The sequence below is a fragment of the Pseudokineococcus marinus genome, from assembly GCF_013004605.1.
Taxonomy (GTDB): domain Bacteria; phylum Actinomycetota; class Actinomycetes; order Actinomycetales; family Quadrisphaeraceae; genus Pseudokineococcus; species Pseudokineococcus marinus.
Genome location: NZ_JABEMA010000270.1, coordinates 1 through 4212, shown reverse-complemented (window position 1 = coordinate 4212; position 4212 = coordinate 1). Strand labels below are relative to the sequence as shown.

Annotated in this window: 3 protein-coding genes; 2 read left to right on the top strand and 1 reads right to left on the bottom strand. The window is 76.5% G+C overall.

The features are described 5' to 3' along the window. Positions 1–281 precede the first annotated feature (281 nt). Positions 282–1646: an MFS transporter gene (locus HLB09_RS13790; RefSeq protein ID WP_171203921.1), complete on the top strand. Its 1365-nt coding sequence runs from the start codon at positions 282–284 to the stop codon at positions 1644–1646. A 97-nt stretch (positions 1647–1743) separates the two neighbouring features. Here HLB09_RS13790 and HLB09_RS13785 read toward each other — a convergent pair whose 3' ends face one another. Next, positions 1744–2697, bottom strand: a complete 954-nt coding sequence (locus HLB09_RS13785) for a 1,4-dihydroxy-2-naphthoyl-CoA synthase (protein ID WP_171203920.1) — start codon at positions 2695–2697, stop codon at positions 1744–1746. An 81-nt stretch (positions 2698–2778) separates the two neighbouring features. Between HLB09_RS13785 and HLB09_RS13780 the strand changes: the two genes are divergently transcribed. Beyond that, a partial coding sequence (locus HLB09_RS13780; protein WP_171203919.1) for a hemolysin family protein occupies positions 2779–4212 on the top strand: 1434 nt, incomplete at its 3' end.

Here is a 4212-nt window from a genome sequence, read left to right as displayed (position 1 = left end):
CGGGAGGCGCTCGGCGAGCTGCTGGGCGCGGGCGGCCGCCCACGCGTCCGGGTCGTCGCGGGCGCCCTCCGGGGCGGCCGCGTCGACGGCCACCTCCTTCACGCGGGGCGCACGGCGCCGCGCGTTCGACGGGGAGGGGCGCGGGCCGGTCACCGGCGGCACGGTACGCAGCGCGGTCGGGGGAGCCGGGATACCGTGGCCCCGACGGGCCCGGGCACCGGGCTCCAGGGAACCGGCGACGCCTGTGGTGGGGAGGCGCGCGAGCACTGGAGCGCACCCGCATGAGCACCCGGCCCGAGCAGCGGGCGGGCGGCCCCGCCCCCCACGACGCCACCCGCGAGGGCGCGAGCCCGCCCCCACCGGTGACGCCCGGCTCGGCGTCCTCCCCGGGCGCCGTCGTGCGCGGGCGGTGGCGCACCTTCACCGGCTCCTTCGCCCAGTACCGGGTCCTGCCCGCGGTCGCCGGCCGGTCCTACCTGCCCATCACCTTCGGGGCCCGCCTGCCCATCACGATGGTGCCCGTCGGCGTCCTCACGCTCGGGGAGGTGTCGACGGGGTCGTCCGCGATCGCCGGGGCCGCGGCCGCCGGCGCCGCCATCGGCGAGGCCGTGGGCGCCCCCACGAGCGGGGCGCTCGCCGACCGCCTCGGGCAGCGGCGCGTGCTGCTCGTCGTCGCGGGGCTGCACGTGCTCGCCCTGGTCTCGCTGCTCGTCGCCGCGGCGAGCGCCGACCCGGTGGCGCTCGTGGTCGCTGCCGCGGGCGTGGGGCTGACGGTGCCGCAGATCGGCCCGCTCTCCCGCGTGCGGTGGATGGCGATGTCCCCGCGGCACGTCCGCACGGCCTTCGCCTTCGAGGGGACCGCCGACGAAGTCGGGTTCGCGCTGGGGCCCGCGGTCGTCGGGATCACCGCGACGCTCGTCGGCGGGTCGGCGCCCGTCGTCGTCGCGGCCGTCCTCGTCGTGGGCCTCGTGACGGCCTTCGCCCTGCACCCGTCGGCGGACGCCGTGCCGGTGCGCTCGCGGGAGGAGCGCGCCCGGGAGCGCGAGGAGCGGCGGGCCGTCGCGACGCGCCGTCGCCGCGAGCCGCTCGTCTTCGTCCCGCTCGTCGGCATGCTCGCCATCGGCACCTTCTTCGGCGGCAGCAACACGGCCCTGACGGCGGCCGCGGCCGACGCGGGCGTCCCGACGGCGGGCGGGCTGCTCGCCGCTGCGATGGCCGTGGGCTCCGCGACGACGGCGCTCGCCGTCGTCGCCCTGCCCGCCTCGCTCGGACCCTGGCGGCGGTGGGCCGGGTCGGCGGCCGTCCTCGTCGTCGGCGCGGCGCTCATGCTCTGGGCCGCGCCCGGCATCCCGCTGCTCGTGCTGACGACGGTCCTCGCGGGCTTCGCCGTCGGGCCGCTGCTCGTGACGATCACCGACGTCGCGGGCCGCCTCGCCCCCGAAGGCGGCGCGGGGCTGGCCCTCACGCTGCTGACGAGCGGCATCGTCCTCGGCGTCGCCACCGGCTCGGCGCTGGCCGGCCAGGCCGCCGAGCGCGTCGGCCCGTCCGCGGGCTTCGGCGTCGGCGTCGTCGCCGCGGTCGTCCTGCTCCTGCTCGTCCTCGTCGCGGCCGCGACCCGCCGGCCGCTGCCGCCGCCGACGGCCTGACGCACCAGCGGTGGACGCAGGACGCGGTCAGCCGCGTCCTGTCTCCACCGCTGTGACGAGAGCTGTGCCCGAAGGGCCGGTCAGTAGTACCAGGGGCTCAGTAGTACCAGGGGAAGGCTGACCAGTCGGGGGAGCGCTTCTCGAGGAAGGAGTCGCGCCCCTCGACGGCCTCGTCGGTCATGTACGCGAGCCGCGTGGCCTCGCCGGCGAAGAGCTGCTGCCCGACGAGGCCGTCGTCGGGGAGGTTCATGGCGTACTTGAGCATCCGCTGCGCCGTCGGCGACTTGCCGTTGACCTCGGCGGCGACGACGAGGGCCTCCTCCTCGAGGCGGGCGTGGTCGACGACGAGGTTCACCGCGCCGATCCGGTGCATGGCCTCGGCGTCGTAGGTGCGCCCGAGGAAGAAGATCTCGCGGGCGTGCTTCTGCCCGACCATCCGCGCGAGGTACGCCGAGCCGTAGCCGGCGTCGAAGCTGCCGACGTCGGCGTCCGTCTGCTTGAAGCGGGCGTGCTCGCGGCTCGCGACCGTCAGGTCGCAGACGACGTGGAGGCTGTGCCCGCCGCCCGCGGCCCACCCGGGCACGACGGCGACGACGACCTTCGGCATCGTCCGGATCATCCGCTGCACCTCGAGGACGTGCAGGCGCCCGCCCTCGGCGCGCACGCGCGCCGCGTCGACGGTGTCCGCCGTCTCGCCGTCGGCGTACTGGTACCCCGACCGGCCCCGGACCCTCTGGTCGCCGCCGGAGCAGAACGCCCAGCCGCCGTCGCGGGGGCTCGGCCCGTTGCCGGTGAGGAGGACGCAGCCCACGTCCGGCGTGCGGCGGGCGTGGTCGAGCACGCGGAGCAGCTCGTCGACCGTGCCGGGGCGGAAGGCGTTGCGGACCTCGGGGCGGTCGATCGCGACGCGCACCGTGCCGCGCTCGGGGCCGGGGCGCACGCACCGGTGGTACGTCGTGTCGACGAGGTCCTCGAAGCCGGGCACCGGTGCCCAGGCGCTCGGGTCGAAGAGCTCGGAGACGTGGGCGGGCGGCTCGTGCGTGGTGCTCACCCGCGGAGGATGGCACGCTCCGCGCGCCCGACCGGGGCCCCGGAGGCGCGGCCACCGCCGAGCACCCGCGAGGATGGGCCCATGTCGCTCGGCTGGGAGATCCTCCTCGTGCTCGTCTTCGTGCTCGTGGGCGGTGTCTTCGCGATGTCCGAGCTCGCGCTCGTGTCGCTGCGCGACGGCCAGGTCCGGGCGATGGTCGGCGAGCGCCTGCGGGGGGCCGCGGCGGTCGAGCGCCTGCGGGCCTCGACCAACCGCTTCCTCTCGGCCGTCCAGATCGGCGTCACCGCGGCCGGCTTCTTCGCCTCGGCGTACGGCGGCGCGACCATCGCGGGCCGCCTCACGCCCGTCCTCGAGGGGTGGGGCGTGCCCGGCGGGGTGGCGTCGACGATCTCGCTCGTCGTCATCACCGCGCTCGTGTCCTACGTCTCCCTGGTGCTCGGCGAGCTCGTGCCCAAGCGCATCGCGCTGCAGAAGCCCGACACCGTGTCCCGCCTCGTCGCGCCGATGCTCGACCGCATCGCCAAGCTCGCGACCCCGGTCATCTGGCTGCTCGACAAGTCGACCAACCTCGTCGTCCGCCTCCTCGGCATGGACCCGGGGGAGGAGCGCGACGAGGTCAGCGAGGAGGAGCTGCGCGAGATGGTCTCGACGCACGAGGACCTCGACGACGACGAGCGGCGGCTCATCGACGACGTCTTCGCCGCCGCCGACCGCCGCGTCGCCGAGGTCATGATCCCGCGCACCGAGGTCGAGTTCCTCGACGGCGACCTCAGCCTCGAGGAGGCGGCCGGGCAGATCGAGCACCAGGCGCACTCGCGCTACCCGATCACCGGCGAGGGCGTCGACGACATCATCGGCTTCGTCCACGTGCGCGACGTCCTCACGGCCCTGCGCCACCAGGACCCGGCGAGCCCGCTGACGGCGGTGATGCGGCCGGTGAGCCTCGTCACCGGCACCCAGGCGGTGCTGCCCGCCCTGTCGGCGATGCGCCGCGACCGCCGGCACATCGCCGTGGTCGTCGACGAGTACGGCGGCACCGACGGCATCGTCACCCTCGAGGACCTCGTCGAGGAGCTCGTCGGCGACATCGAGGACGAGCACGACCGCGCCGAGGCCGACGCCGGCGCGGCGGTGCGCGGGCAGGTCGAGGTGTCCGGCCTCCTGCACCGCGACGAGGTGGTCGACGAGACGGGCGTCCAGCTGCCGGAGGGGAGCTTCGAGACCCTCGGCGGCTTCGTCATGGCCGAGCTGGGGCGCGTGCCCGCCGAGGGCGACTCCGTGGAGGCCCTCGGGCACCGCTTCACCGTGCTGCGCCTCGACGGCCGTCGCGCCGACCGCGTGTGCGTCGAGCGGCTCGGCGACGAGGACGGGGCGGGCCGGGACGGCAGCGCCGGCGAGGAGCGGTCCAGCGGGCGGGAGCCCCACGGGCGCGCCGGCAGCGGTGACGTCGGCACGGGCGTGACGGCCGGCGCCAGCGGGGGTGCGGACGGCGACGGCGGCGGTGCGGACGGGACG

Coding starts and splice junctions, on each gene's coding strand:
- HLB09_RS13790 (WP_171203921.1), top strand. CDS start 282: ATGAGCACCCGGCCCGAGCAGCGGGCGGGCGGCCCCGCCCCCCACGAC.